The organism is Afipia broomeae ATCC 49717, assembly GCF_000314675.2.
Lineage (GTDB): Bacteria > Pseudomonadota > Alphaproteobacteria > Rhizobiales > Xanthobacteraceae > Afipia > Afipia broomeae.
On record NZ_KB375282.1, the window covers coordinates 23,201 to 39,656 of the forward strand.

Consider the following 16,456-nt stretch of genomic DNA (forward strand, 5'->3'; position numbering starts at 1 on the left):
CAACCGCTGCTTGACCTTGCAGCAGGCCAGATGCGCCGCGCCGCCGACGGCTGGCACGCCGTGCTGCGCATCGGTGCAGTGGATCACCGTGTCTGGTCCAAGGATCCACCGGTGCTTGGCGCGTCATATGCAGCCGAACTGCCATTTGACGGCGATTTCGGCGCGCGTGCGTATGCAGCCCGCCGGCTGTGGCGCGCGATGAATGGACGCGCACCAGGTCCTGCCTTTCACCAACTATCTAAACAGCGGCGCGAACGCTTGAGCGCCGCGATCCGTGCGCTTGATGCTCGCAGCGCCGGCGGAAGCTATCGCGTTATCGCCGAAGCGCTCTTCGGCAAAAAGCGAATCCCCGACCGTGCCTGGAAGACCCATGATCTGCGCAATCGAACAATCCGCTTGGTGCAAGGCGGCCTTGCGTTGATGCGCGGTGGTTACCGCAAACTTCTGCGGTCCGGGCGCAGGGACGAATAGCCCTTCCGGTTGGGGGGTATCGAAAGCGGCCCCCTCCATATTCGGCATCCCCCTCCGAGATCTTGCTTCTCCATGATGACCGCACACACGCCGGCCTAGCCAGGCGTAGTGCGATGTCCTCCTGGAGTCCTCAAATGCCCGATCCGATGGCCGGTCTACCACCGCGATTCCTGCGTACACCTGAGGCCGCGCGCTATCTTGGCCTGTCCGGTCGCACGCTCGAGAAGCACCGCACGTACGGTACTGGACCGACGTATCGGAAGATCGGCGGACGTGTTGTCTACGCCGTCGATGACCTGAAAGCGTGGGCTGACCGCGGCGCCAAGACGTCGACGTCCGATCCCGGGAAGGGGACGGTACTGCCGGCCAAGAAGCAGCCCGCGCTGCGCCCGTATGCGGGCCAGGAACGTCGCTGATTGCCGCGTGAGAGTAGTGACCATGCGGCGCAAACACCATTCGGAGCGCGACCAGCTTGAGCTCTTTCGGGCGTTGCCCGGCGATCTTGCGCCGCGCGACGCGCAGGATCTGATGGCGTATCCGTTCTTCTCCCTCGCAAAGACTAAGCGGATCGTGCCGATCGACTTCCGTGCCGGTGCGATCGCAATTCGTGTCGAAGCCGTGCCGGAACACGGCATGGCGACGATCTGGGATGCAGACGTTCTGATCTGGGCCGCGTCCCAGATTGTCGAAGCCCGTGATGCCGGCCTGAAGACGTCGCGCCTGATGGCTGCAACGCCGTATGAAATTCTGACGTTCGTCGGCCGCGGCACCGGCGCACGCGACTATGATCGGCTGAAGGCGGGTCTCGACAGACTTCAGTCAACGACCGTGCTGACGTCGATCCGTCAGCCGGCAGAGCGGCGACGGCATCGCTTCTCCTGGATCAACGAGTGGAAAGAGACGGCCGATGCAAATGGCCGCCCATTTGGGATCGAGCTGATCCTGCCGGATTGGTTCTACGCTGGCGTCATCGATGACGCGCTCGTGCTGACGATTGATCGCGCCTATTTCGAGCTGACGGGCGGACTTGAGAGGTGGCTTTATCGTCTTGTGCGCAAGCACGGCGGACGCCAGGACGGCGGCTGGAGTTTTGATCTGGTGCACCTCCATGCCAAGTCCGGCATCCTCTCGCCCCTCAAGCACTTTGCTTACGACGTGCGCCAGATCGTCCAGCGCCAGACATTGCCCGGTTATCAGCTCGTGCTCACGCGCGACCCTGATGGCACCGAGCGACTGAACTTTGCACCCACGCCTGTTGATCCCTTAACGGCCCGCTTGCGCCGGCGCGGTCTCATTCCAAATTCGGAGGACAACCTGTGAATCAGCTCGTGCTATCGGGGACCGCAACCCTCGTGCTATCGGGGACCCGATCCTCGTGCTATCGGGGACCGGAATCGAGCTTAAGAGCTTGTTTCTCCGCGCTTTCCAGCCGCTCTAACTTTACTAACCGGAAATCCTTCGGATTTCTTCTAACGGAGCAGGCCGAAAGCGGCGTCGATGGCGCTCGGCAACGGCAGTCCGACAGGCCAGCCTGCCTTTGCAGGCGATACACACTCTCGACCGAGCCCCAAGCTCACGGCTGCCAGCCCCAGCGTCCGGGAGCCGCCGCATGAGCGATCTCACGGAAGTGGAAGTGTTGTGGCTCGAGAAGCGCATCGAAAACCGCATTCGGTTCGGTCGCATTGTCGGGGAACGGAAGCTTGATCGCCATCGGCGTGTCCTGTCATTCGCGCCAGGCAGCATCTTTGCCTTCGTCCGGTGGACCTCCAACGACTTTGGCACGATCATTTCGCGCATCGACATCTTGCGCGCGGTCGCACTGGGACAGCGCTGCTCGACCGTTCCTTATGTGACGCCCGGCGGTGAGATTCTGCTGCGCCTGTCCGGCTGGCCGAAGGTCGAGCGCGTGCTGCAGATGATCGATGCCGTTGAGGCGCTCGGCGTCGATCCGGCTGATGTCGCTCCCGACCATTGGCATCACGTTCACAACCGTCTGTCCGTTAATGAAAACCCGCGCCCGTATACGAAAGCGCGCCATCAGGCCTGGCTCCATCGCCAAAGGGTGATGCGATGACGGGCCGCCTACCGATGCTGGCCGTGACGATTGGGGTCGCTGCTGCGCTCATCGCGACGATCGTCCTGGAGCCGATTCCGCTATACATCTGGAACGCATCCGCGAGCGTGCCGATCGGTCTCTACCGCCTCCGACCGGCGGACCAATTCCAAGTTACTGAATTGGTCGCCGTGCAGCCGCCGGAGCCGCTCGCGACCTTCCTCGATTTGAACGGCTATTTGCCCATTGGCGTGCCCATGCTGAAGCGCGTGCTCGCCCTTCCGGGGCAGAGTGTTTGCAGAACCGGCCTCACGATTTCGGTCGACGAGGTCGCGGTGGGCGAGGCGAAGGACCGCGACGGACGCGGCCGGCCGCTGCCGAAATGGCAGGGCTGCCGCGTCGTCGGCGACGGCGATCTGTTTCTGATGAACTGGCAGTCGGACGACTCTCTTGATGGCCGGTATTTTGGATTTCTTCCGGCATCCAGCGTGATCGGCCGTGCGATGCCGGTGTGGACGTGGGAGGGGTGATCGTGCGTATTCGACGTGTTCTCCTCGCCATGCCCTTGTTCGATCGATTGCGGGATCATTCCTCCGTCTCGATCGATGTCTGCAAGGCTGGCGCGAGCCCGACCGCGTGCTTGGGTCGGTTGGGCACGCGCGTTTGTGCAGTCGTGCCCGTGATGCTTCTTCTGACCGCGTTCGACGGTGCTGCTTTGGCCCAGAGCGGATCAACCGCCCAGCCGGCGATCAGTCAGACCGCTCACTCATTTGCCGGCTTCATCAATGAAGCCGCACAACGCTTTGCGATTGCGCCGAACTGGATCCGATCAGTCCAACGCATCGAGAGTGCTGGTGACGTGCACGCCAGATCGCCAAAAGGCGCAATGGGCCTGATGCAAATCATGCCAGCGACTTGGGCGGAACTTCGTGTGCGCTACAATCTCGGGAACGACCCCTACGACCCGCACGACAACATTCTGGCCGGTACGGCGTACTTGCGCGAACTGCTCGATCGGTATGGCTCGCCTGGCGTGTTTGCGGCGTACAATGCGGGACCATCTCGCTATGAAGAGCATCTTGCGGGCGGCTCTCTGCCAGACGAGACGCGAGCATACGTCGCAAAGCTTGCAAATCTGCTTGCCGTCGAACTGCCGCCGAGGTGGACGTCCGGCGGACAGTCATCAGCAGCTGCGACGCTATTCGTCACGCGATCCGATCTCATGAAGACGCGTGATCGGTTGTTGGCGCTCATGCCGTCTAGCGGTGTCACGACCGCGTTCTCGGCGCCCGATGTTTCGCCCATGGTCCCCCGGCCAATTGGCATGTTCGTCCCTCGATCGGATTCGGGAGTATCGCGATGACCAGGTGTGCGGGTTCGCAAGCTGATGGTGTATGGGCGATGCCTTCGGCCCGCGCTCTACTCGTCGCTTCGCTCCTCACCGAGCCACCCTTCGGGTGTCTCGGCCCTTCGGGTAACGATCGCTATCGCAAGCGCTCGGAAGCAGTGGGGGCTTCGCGAGTTGGCGGCCAGGTCGCGGTGGCTCTTTCGGGAACCGGCGACCCGGAGACCACGACGGCAGGACGGCGAGATAAAAGGGGCTCGCCGCTCGAACCGCAAGCCATTGACATGGCTTGGGTTCCGGCGTGCCGGTCGGTCGGGGCGCGTGCCGCGCCTTGGATTTTTAAGAATGAGATCAACTACATTTTCGGCACTCTACGCGTTTTGGCGTCCTTCGAGGCGCAGTCATGACCACGGGCGACAGCGATCTGCGTATCCGGCCCGGGCGCATCCGCAGTACCCGCGCGCCGAAGCCGAAAAGCTTCATCAATCAGGTGCTACGCGCGGCGAAGAAAACCGGACACACCTCGGGTCAGACCCCGGCCGGCAGGCGTTCCGCGGCCCATGGGCGTTCGACGTTTGGCCGCGGGCGCCTCGCCTTTAGCCGGGCGAGATTGTTCAGCCCGACGCGGCGCGTTGTGGTGAAGGCGCGCGTGGTTCGCCACAAAGGACGAGCCTTCCGCTCAGCGCCGCTGACGGCCCATCTCTCGTATCTGAAGCGCGATGGCGTGACCCGGAGTGGTGAGCGGGCCGAGATGTTTGATGCCCGCGGCGACGGCGCCGATAGCGCGGCGTTTGCCGAACGCTGCAAGGACGACCGTCACCATTTCAGGTTCATTGTCTCGCCGGAGGACGCCGGCGATATGACCGACCTGAAGGCCTTCACCCGCGACCTCGCCAAGCAGATGGAAGCCGACTTTGGCACGCGACTGGATTGGGTGGCTGTCGATCATTGGAATACCGACAATCCTCACGTCCATCTTCTCGTTCGGGGGGTCGACGAAGAGGGCGCTGATCTCGTGATCTCCCGCGACTACATCAGCCGGGGCCTGCGTTCACGCGCCGAGGAATTGGTCGCGATCGAACTGGGTCCAAAACCGGAGCACGAGATCCGCAATTCGCTGGAGAGGGAAGTCTCGGCGGAACGATGGACGCGGCTCGACCGGGAGGTCCGACTGGCGGCGGAAGAGACCGGGTATATCGATCTTCGACCCAAGAATCCCGGCAGCGCGGATCCTGAGATCCGCCGCCTGATGGTTGGCCGTCTTCAGCACCTCGAGAAGATGGGCCTTGCCGCATCCGCCGCACCAGGGGAGTGGATGGTCGGACTCGAGGCCGAGCGCAGCTTGCGCGACCTCGGCATGCGCGGCGACATCATCAAGACCATGCACCGCGCCTTTACCGAGCGCGGGGAAGCGCGCGGCGTCGCCGACTTCGTCATCGAGGGTGGACAGCCGACGTCTCAGCTTATGGGACGACTGGTCGAGCGTGGATTGCATGACGAACTGACTGGCGAGGCCTACGCCCTGATCGACGGGACCGACGGACGCGCGCACCACGTGCGCTTTCGAGGTATCGAGGCCTTCGAACATGCTCCGCCCGTTGGGGGAATCGTCGAAGTCCGACGCTTCGGTCAAGCCGGCGATCCACGGCCGACCGTGGTGCTCGCCATCCGCTCCGATCTCGATCTTGCCGAGCAGGTCACCGCAAAAGGCGCGACCTGGCTTGACCACAGGCTGGTCGAACGCGACTCCATGCCGCTTGCCATGGGCGGATTCGGCCGAGAGACGCGCCAAGCCATGGAAGCCCGTACCGAGCATCTGATCCGGGAGGGCCTAGCGCGGCGGCAGGGCCAACGCATCATCTTGCAGCGCAACCTCCTGAACACGTTGCGCCAGCTTGAACTGGACCAGGTGGCCGCAAAAGTCTCGGCCGACACCAGCCTCCCTTACGTGAAGTCCGAATCCGGGGAGCATGTGGCGGGGACATATCGCCAGCGTCTGACGCTCGCCTCGGGACGCTTCGCCATGATCGACAATGGGCTCGGCTTCCAACTCGTGCCCTGGTCGCGCGAACTCGAAAGGAGGCTCGGCCAACACGTCACCGGCGTCGTGAAGGACGGCGGTGGAATCGAATGGGGCTTTGGTCGCAAGCGCGACCTCGGTCTCTAACAATCGCACCAATCCAGCTGCGGAAGGGCGTTCGGGATGTCCGGAACCAAAATCCTTTGGGGGCAGGTGATCGTGGTCGGCCTGATCGTTTTGCTGGCCATCTGGGGAGCAACCGAGTGGACGGCCTGGCGGCTCGCCTGGCAACCGGAGCTTGGGCGGCCCTGGTTCGAACTGTTGGGCTTCAAGGTCTATTACCCGCCCGTCTTCTTCTGGTGGTGGTTCGTCTACGACGCCTATGCGCCACGGGTCTTTGTCGAAGGAGCCTTCATTGCGGCGTCGGGGACCTTCGTTTCGATCGCGGTGGCGATCGGCATGTCGGTTTGGCGGGCGCGCGAAGCCAAGAATGTCGCGACCTATGGGTCGGCGCGCTGGGCTGGTGCGGACGAGGTTCGAGCGGCGGGACTTCTCGGTCCGGATGGTGTGGTGCTCGGCAAGCTCGACCGCGACTACCTTCGCCACGACGGGCCGGAGCACGTGTTGTGTTTTGCACCCACCCGATCCGGCAAGGGTGTCGGTCTTGTCGTCCCCTCGCTCCTGGCTTGGCCCGGCTCGGCCATCGTTCACGACATCAAGGGCGAGAATTGGCAACTGACCGCGGGCTTCCGCTCGCGACACGGCCGCGTCCTGTTGTTCGATCCCACCAACCCAAAGTCCTCAGCCTACAATCCGCTGCTCGAGGTCCGGCGCGGGGAATGGGAGGTTCGCGACGTCCAGAACGTGGCCGACGTCCTGGTCGACCCCGAAGGCTCCCTCGACAAGCGGAACCACTGGGAGAAGACCAGTCATTCGCTCCTGGTCGGCGCCATACTCCACGTTCTCTATGCCGAGGCGGACAAGACCTTGGCCGGCGTCGCCGCCTTCCTGTCCGATCCGAAGCAGCCGATCGAGACCACGCTGAGGGCGATGATGACTACACCGCACCTTGGCGAGCAGGGCGCCCATCCCGTCGTCGCCTCGACCGCGCGCGAACTCCTCAACAAATCCGAAAACGAACGCTCCGGCGTCCTATCCACCGCGATGTCGTTCCTCGGGCTCTACCGCGATCCCGTCGTGGCCCAGGTGACCTGTCGCTGCGACTGGCGGATTGCCGATCTGATCGCAGATGGTCGCCCGACGACGCTTTACCTCGTGGTGCCGCCGTCGGATATTTCTCGGACCAAGCCGCTGATCCGTCTGGTGCTGAACCAGATCGGCCGGCGCCTGACCGAGGATCTACACGCCCGCGACCGTCGGCATCGAGTGCTAATGATGCTCGACGAGTTCCCGGCGCTGGGGCGGCTGGATTTCTTCGAGTCTGCGCTCGCCTTCATGGCGGGGTACGGCATCAAGAGCTTCTTGATCGCGCAGTCGCTCAACCAGATCGAGAAGGCCTACGGGCCTAACAACGCCATCCTCGACAACTGTCACGTCCGCGTCAGCTTCGCGACCAACGACGAGCGGACCGCCAAGCGGGTATCGGACGCGCTCGGGACCGCGACCGAGATGCGGGCCATGAAAAACTATGCCGGCCATAGATTGAACCCGTGGTTGGGGCACTTGATGGTCTCGCGGCAGGAGACGGCCAGACCTCTCTTGACCCCGGGCGAGGTCATGCAGCTTCCACCGATGGACGAGATCGTCATGGTGGCGGGTACGCCGCCGATCCGGGCGAAGAAAGTTCGCTACTACGAGGATAGGCGGTTCACCGAGCGGGTTCTGCCGCCGCCAAATCCGGCGAGCGCCGGCCGATCATCGAGAACGGACGGTTGGTCAGCGCTAGGACCATTGAAGCCGACGGCGGGTCCAACTGACAAAGCCGCGGAGGTCGAGGAAGACACGGCGAACAGCGGACTCCGTCGCGAGCCCGAACTCCCCGATCACGTCGCGATCGCCAAGGAGACGACCGAACCGACGCCGGCAGAAGAATTTGCCGCCGTTCTTGACGATGACGAGGATGGGGTCCGCCAGTCCCGGCTCATACGCCAGCAGATGCGCGGCGTTGCGCGTCAGGTCGCCATGGACCCGAATGACGGTATGGAGCTCTGAGGCATTATGCGCGACCGGATGAACGTCTACTTCCCGCCAGAACTGCTGAAACAGATCTCAGAGCTCGCCGATCGCAAAAGACTTTCTCGGTCGGCGATCGTGGAAGCGGCAGTTGTTTCGTTTCTGTCCCCGGATGGAGCGGACAGGCGAGAAGCGGCGTTTACCCGGCGCCTCGATCGGCTGTCGCGCCAGATGCAGCGGCTGGAACGCGACGTGGGCTTGACGGCCGAAAGCTTGGCGCTCTTCATCCGCTTTTGGCTGACGATCACGCCGCCGCTACCCAACGACGCACAGGCTGCCGCGCAGGCAAAGGGCAGGGATCGTTTTGAAGGATTTGTCGAAGCACTCGGGCGCCGTTTGCAAAAGGGGCAAAGCTTTCTCCGGGAGATTCCAGAAGACATCGGTCGTCAGGAACCGGCCGAAGAAACTTGAGAGAGCCACGTAGACAGACCATTTCGCGGATCCTTCTTATTCTACGCCACCCTACGACCGCAGGGATTTACCCGAACTGACGAAAAGCTGGTCGCGCTATCGGCTCGCACGAGCTGACAGCAAGAGGGCCAGCATGCAAATTTCCGGGACATGGCGTCTCATCTCGCGCGTTTTTCTCCCGTTTGCTGCTGGATACTATCTTTCGTATCTGTATCGAACGATCAACGCTTTGATCGCCAGTCATCTCAGCTCGGATACCGCGCTCGGGACTGCCGACCTCGGGTTGCTTACGTCAGTCTATTTCCTGATATTCGCGGCGGCTCAGATCCCTGTCGGTATATTGTTGGATCGCTTTGGTCCGCGTCGCGTCCAGAGTGTTCTGCTCTTGCTAGCCGCAGCGGGCGCCGGACTCTTCGCGATATCGACCGGTTTCCTGTCGCTTTTGATCGCGCGTGCAATGATCGGGCTTGGCGTGGCGGCGGCGTTGACCGCAGGACTGAAGTCGATCGTCCTTTGGTTCCCCAGAGAACGAGTTGCCTTGCTTAACGGCTACATGATCATGCTGGGATCGCTAGGAGCGGTGACCGCTACGGTTCCCGTAGAATACCTACTCGCTTGGATGAGCTGGCGGCAGCTCTTTGAGATCCTAGCGGCGGCGACCGGCGCGACGGCCATTTTCATCTATGTCGTGGTTCCCGAGCGGGGCATTGTCCCATCAGCAGCCTGCGCCACTCTTAGCTCCGTTTTCAGCGATCGGCGCTTCTGGCGAATGGCCCCGTTGTCGGCGACTTGCGTCGGATCAGCCTGGTCTCTGCAGGGGCTGTGGGCATCACCGTGGCTGATCGACGTGGAGAGGCTTGATCGCACAAGTCTCGTCAGACAGCTGTTTACAATGTCCGTCGTACTAAGCGGCGGTGCCTGGTTGTTCGGTATGGCCGTCCATTACATCAAACGCAAAGGAATCGGAGCGGAGGCTATATTAGTGGTGGTTGCAGTGCTGTTCATCGCAGCCGATTCAGCCTTGATCTTGCGAGCGCCCCTGCCGTCCATCCTGCCCTGGTCGGTTGTCGCAATTGCCGGAACGGCAACCGTGGTCAGCTTCGCGGTAATAGCGGATTACTTTCCGCCGGAGCTTGCTGGTCGTGCCAACGGCGTCTTGAACGTCCTGCACTTTGGTTGGGCATTTCTGGCACAATACGCGACAGGCCTGATCCTGGAGCAATGGCACACGATCGATGGCCATAGGTCCGTCCAGGCCTATCAGGTCGCGTTCGGCCTCAACGTAGCGCTGCAGATCGCAGCCTTGGTCTGGTTCGCGCTGCCTTGGCGTAGAGTCTGCGCTTCATGGATGAGTTTAACTTCCCGCTCCACGCCAGCCTCTGTTTCCAATGGTGTCAAGTCGGTCGGCTTGTACGAGAATTCGCCCATCCTGATACCCGCGGACGACGGCGCGGAGTGGTGAGCGATAGCTCTTAGCGGACTGGTACGATTGAGCAGGAGTCCAATATCAGTTCTCAGTCTTCCTTTTTCTACGCCAGTCTACGATCACCGAAAGCGCTTGTTGCGCCAACTCCATAGGTGCTTTTTCTAATCATCCCATCTGAGGGCCCTTTGCGGACGCTCTCACTGGGTGGGGACGACGGTGCCAAGCCATTCCATTCAATCGGAAGCGAATTCGCGCGGCGCGCGCATGCTTCGTAGTGCGCTTGGCACAGCGATTGCCGGCTACCTCGAAGATGAAGCGATCATCGAGGTGATGCTCAATCCGGATGGGCGGTTGTGGATCGACAGGCTGTCGAGTGGCTTGATCGACACAGGCAAAACTCTCTCCGCAGCGGATGGCGAGCGCATTGTTCGCCTGGTAGCGCACCACGTAGGTGCGGAGGTGCATGCCGGGGCGCCACGGGTTTCGGCAGAACTGCCTGGAACTGGTGAGCGCTTCGAAGGCCTTTTGCCTCCGGTCGTTGCCGCCCCGGCCTTTGCTATCCGCAAGCCAGCGGTCGCGGTGTTTACCCTCGACGATTACGTCGCCAAGGAAATCATGACCTCGGAGCAGGCCGAGATCCTGAAGAGCGCGGTCGCCGCACGGAAGAACATCCTCGTCGCCGGGGGAACGTCGACCGGCAAGACGACTCTGACAAATGCGCTCCTGGCCGAAGTGGCAAAGACTGCCGATCGGGTCGTGCTGATCGAAGATACGCGCGAACTGCAGTGCACAGCGCCCAACCTTGTCGCTTTGCGTACCAACGATGGCGTGGCGACGCTATCGGACCTCGTTCGCTCCTCGCTGCGACTGCGTCCTGACCGTATTCCGGTCGGCGAGGTCCGCGGTGCCGAAGCCCTCGATCTGCTCAAGGCCTGGGGTACCGGGCATCCCGGTGGCATCGGGACCATTCATGCTGGTACCGCGCTCGGTGCCCTGCGGCGGCTTGAGCAACTCATTCAGGAAGCCGTCATCACGGTTCCGCGTGCCCTGATCGCCGAGACCATCAACGTTATCGCCGTGCTGGCGGGGCGTGGCGCTGATCGTCGCCTCGTTGAGCTCGCGCTCGTCCGGGGGCTTGGAGCTGCCGGCGACTACAGCCTTTCAACAGCAGGAGACTGACATGCGTCAGCAAATTCGTTTTCTTCGAGGTGCATCGGTGGCCGCCTTCGGCACGGTGCTTTTGGCGGCGGCGCCGGCATGGGCCGCTGGTTCGAATATGCCATGGGAGCAGCCGCTCAATCAGATCCTGCAATCGGTTGAAGGTCCGGTTGCCAAGATCATCGCGGTCATCATCATCGTCGTGACCGGGCTCACGCTCGCGTTCGGGGATTCGTCGGGTGGTTTCCGCCGGCTGATCCAGATCGTGTTCGGCCTGTCGATCGCATTTGCCGCCTCGAGCTTCTTCCTATCGTTCTTCTCCTTCGGCGGCGGCGTGGTGGTTTGATGGATGAACCGGTCACAGGTTTTGTCGTGCCCGTTCACCGCGCACTCACTGAGCCGATTCTGATGGGCGGCGCGCCGCGGTCCGTCGCGATCGTGAACGGCACGCTTGCTGCGGCCCTTGGACTTGGATTGCGGCTCTGGATCGCGGGTCTCATCCTCTGGTTCATCGGCCACATGGCCGCCGTCTGGGCCGCCAAGCGCGATCCCGCATTTGTCGATGTCGTGCGCCGACATCTGCGCATTCCCAGCCACCTCAACACCTGAGCGCTCCGCCATGATGAACCTTGCCGAATATCGTCATTCCAACGCGCGTCTCGCCGACTTCCTGCCCTGGGCAGCTCTCGTCGACGAGGGAATCATCCTGAACAAGGATGGTTCTTTCCAACGGACAGCAAAGTTCCGGGGACCTGACCTCGACAGCGCGGTGCCGGCCGAACTCGTTGCCGTCGCCGGTCGTCTGAACAACGCCTTGCGCCGCCTCGGATCCGGCTGGGCCGTGTTCGTTGAGGCGCAGCGTCATTCTGCGGGCGCTTATCCTCCAAACACCTTTCCGGATGTCGCGTCTGCGCTGGTCGATGCCGAACGCAGAGCGCAATTCGAGGAGGCAGGTGCCCACTACGAGTCCAGTTATTTCCTGACCTTCCTCTATCTGCCGCCGGAGGAGGGAGCGGCTAAGGCGGAGCGATTGCTCTATGAAGGTCGCGACCGCACCGTTGGAGCAGATGCCCGGGAGGTGTTGCGCGGCTTTATCGATCAAACCAACCGCGTGCTGCAACTCGTCGAAGGGTTCATGCCGGATTGCGCCTGGCTCGATGATCAGGCCACGCTGACCTATCTGCACTCGACGATCTCGACTAAGCGTCACCGCGTTCGCGTGCCCGAAATTCCCATGTACATCGATGCGCTTTTGGCCGACCAGCCACTGACCGGCGGGCTTGAGCCGATGCTGGGTTCAGCGAACGTGCGGGTCTTGACGATTGTCGGCTTTCCGGGCGCGACGACCCCGGGGGTCCTGGACGACCTGAATCGCCTGGCATTCTCGTATCGTTGGTCGACGCGCGCAATCATGCTCGACAAGACCGATGCCACCAAGCTGCTGACCAAGATTCGGCGGCAGTGGTTCGCCAAGCGAAAATCCATTGGCGCCATTCTCAAGGAGGTCATGACCAACGAGGCGTCGACGCTGCTCGATACCGACGCCCACAACAAGGCGATCGACGCCGACGCGGCGTTGCAGGAACTGGGGTCGGATCAGATCGGACAAGCCTTTGTTACGGCCACCCTCACTGTGTGGGACCGAGATCCCAACGCTGCCGATGAAAAGCTGAGGCTGGTCGAGAAGGTCATTCAGGGCCGCGATTTCACCTGCATGATCGAGACGGTGAACGCTGTCGAAGCCTGGCTCGGTAGCCTGCCGGGACATGTCTATGCGAATGTGCGGCAGCCACCGGTCTCGACGCTCAACCTCGCCCATATGATTCCGATGTCAGCCGTGTGGGCCGGTGAGGCGAGGGATCTGCACTTCAAGGCGCCGGCACTCCTGTTTGGCAAGACTGAGGGATCGACGCCCTTCCGATTCTCTCTCCACGTCGGCGACGTCGGCCACACCCTCGTGGTGGGCCCGACCGGCGCCGGAAAATCCGTTTTGCTGGCTCTGATGGCGTTGCAATTCCGCCGTTATCCGAACTCTCAGGTCTTTGCGTTCGACTTCGGCGGTTCAATTCGGGCGGCTGCGCTCGCCATGGGTGGCGACTGGCATGATCTCGGCGGTGCATTGTCAGACGGGGACGAAAACCCCGTCGCCCTGCAGCCGCTGGCCTGGATTGAGGATCCTTCCGAGCGCGGATGGGCGACGGAATGGATCGGCGCGATCCTGGCACGGGAAAAGGTCGAGATCACCCCGGAGGTCAAGGATCATCTGTGGTCGGCACTGACATCTCTCGCTTCGGCGCCGAGGGAGGAGCGGACCCTGACGGGCTTGTCAGTCCTGCTCCAATCGAACTCTCTGAAACGCGCCTTGCAACCTTATTGCCTCGGCGGACCTTCCGGGCGCTTGCTCGACGCCGAATTCGAGCGCCTTGGCGAAGCCTCGGTCCAGGCGTTTGAGACCGAAGGTTTGATTGGAACGGGTGCTGCGCCGGCCGTGCTGTCGTACCTCTTCCATCGCATCGGGGGCCGTCTCGACGGCCGGCCTACACTCCTTATTGTCGATGAAGGTTGGCTTGCCCTCGATGACGAGGATTTTGCGGGGCAACTCCGGGAATGGCTGAAGACGCTTCGGAAGAAGAACGCGTCCGTCATCTTCGCCACACAGTCGCTTTCTGACATTGATGGCTCCGCGATAGCACCGGCGATCATCGAAAGCTGCCCGACGCGCCTGTTGCTGCCGAACGAACGGGCGATCGAACCGCAGATCACCGCCATCTACCGCCGCTTCGGACTCAACGATCGCCAGATCGAACTTCTGAGCCGGGCAACGCCAAAGCGCGACTACTATTGCCAGTCTCGTCGCGGCAACCGGATGTTCGAACTTGGCCTTGGTGAGGTTGCGCTCGCCTTCACCGCAGCCTCTTCCAAGACAGACCAGGCAGCCATCGCGCAGCTCCTTGCCGAACATGGACCTGACGGCTTCGTGCCCGCCTGGCTCCAGCACCGCGGCGTCGCCTGGGCCCTCGACCTGATCCCCAACCTCGTCAATCTGGAGAAATCGCAATGAGACCTCTTGGCCTATTGGCGACCACGGCCGCCTTCGCGCTGCTGCTTGGCGTCACGGTGCCTGCACGGGCGCTGATCGTCTTTGACCCCACCAACTACGTCCAGAATGTCCTGACGGCCGCGCGGGAGCTCCAGCAGGTTAATAATCAGATCACCTCGTTGCAGAACGAGGCACAGATGCTGATCAATCAGGCAAGGAATTTGGCAAGCCTGCCGTATTCATCGCTGCAGCAACTGCAATCATCGATCCAGCGGACCCAGCAATTGCTGGCCCAGGCCCAGCGGATCGCCTACGACGTTCAGCAGATTGATCATGCCTTCTCGACAAGTTACGCGCCAGCGACCAGCAGCCAATCGAACCAGTTGCTGATCTCCAACGCTCAGTCACGTTGGCAGAATTCCTATGCCGCAACGCAAGACGCGCTTCGCGTCCAGGCGGGCATTGTTGGCAACCTCGACACCAATCGCATCCAGACATCCGCGCTCGTAACGTCAAGCCAGGGTGCCAGCGGCGCGCTGCAGGCAACGCAGGCTGGCAATCAGATTCTCGCGCTGAACGCGCAGCAGCTCGCCGACCTCACCGCCGTCGTGACGGCGCAAGGTCGGGCGCAGAGCCTTGAAGCGGCTCAGCGCGCCTCGGCCCAGGATCAGGGACGAGAACAGCTTCGTCGGTTCCTGACTCCGGGACAGGGCTATCAGTCATCCAACGTACAGATGTTCCACTGATGACGGACATAAGGGCATTCAAGGCGTTGTCGCTGCTTACGACAATCGGCGTGTTGGTCGTCACTGCCTGCACGATTCAGCTTCGCGGTGGTGACGAGCAGCCCGCGCTGCCGAAGGCCGCGCAGACGACAGATGCAACCAGCTCTGACCTCGCACGCTGCCGCAGCGTCACTGCGGAGGAAACGGCAGGTTATCAGCATTGCAGGCAGGTCTGGGCCGAAAACCGGCGACGCTTCTTGGCCAAGAAATCTGGTGCCGCGGTTCGTGGCCAAGAAGAACCCGCCGCTGCGTTGGCGCCGGCCCCAAAGGATCAGAGCCGGATCCCGCAGGGATATCTGCTACCGGCGACACCTGAGGCGAGCAAGCCATGACGGGTACGGGGATTATCGACCAATTCCTGGAAACGTTCACGCGATATATCGACAACGGCTTCGGCCTGCTCGGTAGCGACGTCGGCTATCTCGCAACGACCCTTGCCGCGATCGACATCACGCTTGCTGCGTTGTTCTGGAGTTGGGGGCCGGACGAAGACATCGTCGCGCGCCTCGTCAAGAAGACGCTCTTTGTAGGCGTCTTTGCCTATCTAATCGGTAATTGGAACAGTCTGGCACGCATCGTTTTCGAGAGCTTTGCCGGCCTTGGGCTAAAAGCATCAGGCGCAAGTCTCTCCGCGTCGGACTTCCTTCGGCCGGGAAAGATCGCTCAAGTCGGACTTGACGCTGGCCGACCGCTGCTCGATTCGATCTCCAATCTGATGGGCTACATCAGTTTCTTCGAGAATTTCGTCCAGATCGTCGTTCTCCTGTTTGCCTGGATCGTGGTGCTGCTCGCCTTCTTCATTCTGGCGATCCAACTCTTCGTCACCCTGATCGAGTTCAAACTCACGACGCTGGCCGGCTTCGTGCTCATTCCCTTTGGGTTGTTTGGCAAGACAGCCTTCGCGGCAGAGCGGGTCTTGGGCAACGTCATCTCTTCAGGGATCAAGGTCTTGGTCCTGGCCGCCATCGTCGGCATCGGCTCGACTTTGTTCTCGCAGTTCACCGCTGGCTTTGGTGGCAATCAGCCGACCATAGAAGACGCGATGACCCTGGTCCTTGCGGCGCTCTCCTTGCTTGGCCTGGGCATCTTCGGTCCTGGAATCGCCAACGGCCTGGTGTCGGGTGGGCCTCAGCTCGGTGCCGGTGCCGCGGTTGGAACAGGCCTTGCTGCCGGTGGCATTGTTGCGGCGGGCGCGGGTCTTGCCGCCGGCGGTGTTGGTCTCGCTGGCGGCGCGATTGCGGGCGCCGCGCGCGGTGGTGGCGCTGTCATAAGGGGAGCGTCAGCCGCCTATCGAAGCGGCGGCCTTGCTGGCGTCGCTGAGGCGGGCAGCTCGGCTGCCATGAGTCCATTGCGTCGTGCAGCGGCTGCCTTCGGGGGCGAGCAAGCTGGCGAGCAGGCCGCAAGCGCTTCGGCCGAAGGGCTGCCCGATTGGGCGCGCCGCATGAAGCGCGCCGAGACTATTCGGCATGGTGCCTCGGCTGCTGGTCACGTCCGCTCGGGCGATCATGGTGGCAGCGGCTCCTCCGTCGATTTGTCCGAAGGAGAGCGCTGAGA

The 16,456-nt window shown here is 62.2% G+C and carries 17 protein-coding genes; all 17 read left to right on the forward strand.

Features of this window, described 5'->3' with window-relative positions; all coding sequences use genetic code 11:
- Positions 1-30: 30 nt before the first annotated feature.
- The 17 genes from HMPREF9695_RS00105 to trbL all read left to right on the forward strand — a co-directional run bounded on the left by HMPREF9695_RS00105 (position 31) and on the right by trbL (position 16,454).
- Entirely contained in the window at positions 31-471 is a 441-nt protein-coding gene (locus HMPREF9695_RS00105; protein WP_024337242.1) for a DUF2285 domain-containing protein, read from the forward strand.
- A 134-nt stretch (positions 472-605) separates the two neighbouring features.
- A complete protein-coding gene (locus HMPREF9695_RS00110) occupies positions 606-887 on the forward strand; it encodes a helix-turn-helix transcriptional regulator (protein ID WP_006018718.1) in 282 nt (93 codons plus the stop codon).
- A 22-nt stretch (positions 888-909) separates the two neighbouring features.
- Positions 910-1,791 carry a replication initiator protein A gene (locus HMPREF9695_RS00115; RefSeq protein WP_006018719.1) on the forward strand — a complete coding sequence of 294 codons (882 nt, stop codon included), beginning with the start codon at positions 910-912 and terminating at the stop codon, positions 1,789-1,791.
- Positions 1,792-2,080: 289 nt separating this feature from the next.
- Positions 2,081-2,545: a DUF2840 domain-containing protein gene (locus tag HMPREF9695_RS00120; protein WP_006018720.1), complete on the forward strand. Its 465-nt coding sequence runs from the start codon at positions 2,081-2,083 to the stop codon at positions 2,543-2,545.
- Positions 2,542-3,054 (forward strand): S26 family signal peptidase, encoded by a 513-nt coding sequence (locus tag HMPREF9695_RS00125; protein ID WP_006018721.1) that lies wholly within the window; start codon positions 2,542-2,544, stop codon positions 3,052-3,054. The genes HMPREF9695_RS00120 and HMPREF9695_RS00125 overlap by 4 nt, the downstream gene beginning before the upstream one ends.
- 2 nt (positions 3,055-3,056) lie before the next feature.
- A complete protein-coding gene (locus tag HMPREF9695_RS00130) occupies positions 3,057-3,887 on the forward strand; it encodes a lytic transglycosylase domain-containing protein (RefSeq protein WP_006018722.1) in 831 nt (276 codons plus the stop codon).
- 385 nt (positions 3,888-4,272) lie between these two features.
- A complete protein-coding gene (locus HMPREF9695_RS00140; protein ID WP_006018724.1) occupies positions 4,273-6,036 on the forward strand; it encodes a relaxase/mobilization nuclease domain-containing protein in 1,764 nt (587 codons plus the stop codon).
- A 36-nt stretch (positions 6,037-6,072) separates the two neighbouring features.
- Positions 6,073-8,061 carry a conjugal transfer protein TraG gene (locus tag HMPREF9695_RS00145; RefSeq protein ID WP_006018725.1) on the forward strand — a complete coding sequence of 663 codons (1,989 nt, stop codon included), beginning with the start codon at positions 6,073-6,075 and terminating at the stop codon, positions 8,059-8,061.
- A gap of 6 nt (positions 8,062-8,067) precedes the next feature.
- Entirely contained in the window at positions 8,068-8,493 is a 426-nt protein-coding gene (locus tag HMPREF9695_RS00150; protein ID WP_006018726.1) for a ribbon-helix-helix domain-containing protein, read from the forward strand.
- 133 nt (positions 8,494-8,626) lie between these two features.
- Entirely contained in the window at positions 8,627-9,955 is a 1,329-nt protein-coding gene (locus tag HMPREF9695_RS00155; RefSeq protein WP_006018727.1) for an MFS transporter, read from the forward strand.
- A 228-nt stretch (positions 9,956-10,183) separates the two neighbouring features.
- Entirely contained in the window at positions 10,184-11,098 is a 915-nt protein-coding gene (gene trbB, locus HMPREF9695_RS00160; protein WP_006018728.1) for a P-type conjugative transfer ATPase TrbB, read from the forward strand.
- 1 nt (position 11,099) lies between these two features.
- Positions 11,100-11,423, forward strand: a complete 324-nt coding sequence (locus tag HMPREF9695_RS00165; RefSeq protein ID WP_006018729.1) for a TrbC/VirB2 family type IV secretion system protein — start codon at positions 11,100-11,102, stop codon at positions 11,421-11,423.
- Positions 11,423-11,686 (forward strand): VirB3 family type IV secretion system protein, encoded by a 264-nt coding sequence (locus tag HMPREF9695_RS00170; RefSeq protein ID WP_006018730.1) that lies wholly within the window; start codon positions 11,423-11,425, stop codon positions 11,684-11,686. The genes HMPREF9695_RS00165 and HMPREF9695_RS00170 overlap by 1 nt, the downstream gene beginning before the upstream one ends.
- A gap of 10 nt (positions 11,687-11,696) precedes the next feature.
- On the forward strand, positions 11,697-14,138 hold the full coding sequence (gene trbE, locus HMPREF9695_RS00175; protein ID WP_006018731.1) for a conjugal transfer protein TrbE: 2,442 nt from the start codon (positions 11,697-11,699) through the stop codon (positions 14,136-14,138).
- Entirely contained in the window at positions 14,135-14,863 is a 729-nt protein-coding gene (gene trbJ, locus HMPREF9695_RS00180; protein ID WP_006018732.1) for a P-type conjugative transfer protein TrbJ, read from the forward strand. The genes trbE and trbJ overlap by 4 nt, the downstream gene beginning before the upstream one ends.
- Positions 14,863-15,234 (forward strand): putative entry exclusion protein TrbK-alt, encoded by a 372-nt coding sequence (trbK-alt, locus tag HMPREF9695_RS00185; RefSeq protein ID WP_006018733.1) that lies wholly within the window; start codon positions 14,863-14,865, stop codon positions 15,232-15,234. The genes trbJ and trbK-alt overlap by 1 nt, the downstream gene beginning before the upstream one ends.
- Entirely contained in the window at positions 15,231-16,454 is a 1,224-nt protein-coding gene (gene trbL, locus HMPREF9695_RS00190; RefSeq protein ID WP_006018734.1) for a P-type conjugative transfer protein TrbL, read from the forward strand. Before trbK-alt ends, trbL begins: the two co-directional genes overlap by 4 nt.
- Positions 16,455-16,456: the final 2 nt, after the last annotated feature.